This is a genomic window from Bartonella sp. MR168JLCBS, from assembly GCF_042194175.1.
In genome coordinates this window covers 1-709 of sequence record NZ_JBHIMP010000373.1, presented here as the reverse complement: position 1 = coordinate 709, position 709 = coordinate 1, and the positions used below count along the sequence as shown (strand labels likewise).

The following is a 709-nucleotide window of genomic DNA, read 5'->3' as shown; positions in this document are numbered from 1 at the left end:
TTGTATCTTTGTTCCATTATGACACTTTTTTAATGTATGCTTTATCTTTGAAGCCCTTCAGAAAGTATGTTGATACTTTTGGTTGTGATTTTTGCTGGAAGAACGATTTTTTCTGTTTCATTTGCGGTTTGAGTTGTCATAGAAAGGCAATCTATAAGATCTTTTTTGATGGTATCCTGATAAGGGAATAAGTGCTTCTTTGGCGTGTGTGGGTAAACTCAACTCTTTTGTGAAGAGATCCTTATCTTTGTCATCAGCTTCCTCATTCATAAAAAGGTCTGGACCGTGTGATGTTTTTTGTCTCACCATGGTACATAACCAATAGAATTCCATCTAATTTTATAAAAACAAGTTTGTTTACACAACTGATTCCAGACTGCCTATTGCAATTAATTTTTTCTAAGGTATGGGATATCTAAAACGCTTCAACGTTATTAGTTTAACTATACGGAGTATAATTATGAAGAATGAAGAAAACTTTGAAGCAGTTTTACCGGATATTATTGTGAAATGGGAGGCGTTGTCTACAATTCAGAAAAGGAAGATATTGGAAAGATTAGAAAACTTTACAAATTCTCTGCAGTCAACAGAACATTTAAAGCTTCAATCTTCTTTTTATCTCCAGACGAAATCAAAGCTATGAGTTTTAAATCTTCATCGGAGATGTTAAAACCCGTTATTACATAGATGGCGCTAGCATTTCCGAGTG

At 33.9% G+C, this 709-nt stretch carries 1 pseudogene; it reads right to left on the bottom strand.

Annotated elements, in window-relative coordinates:
* Nucleotides 1-566: 566 nt before the first annotated feature.
* Nucleotides 567-709, bottom strand: a pseudogene (locus tag ACFIK8_RS11470) (transcriptional regulator); the annotation flags it as partial.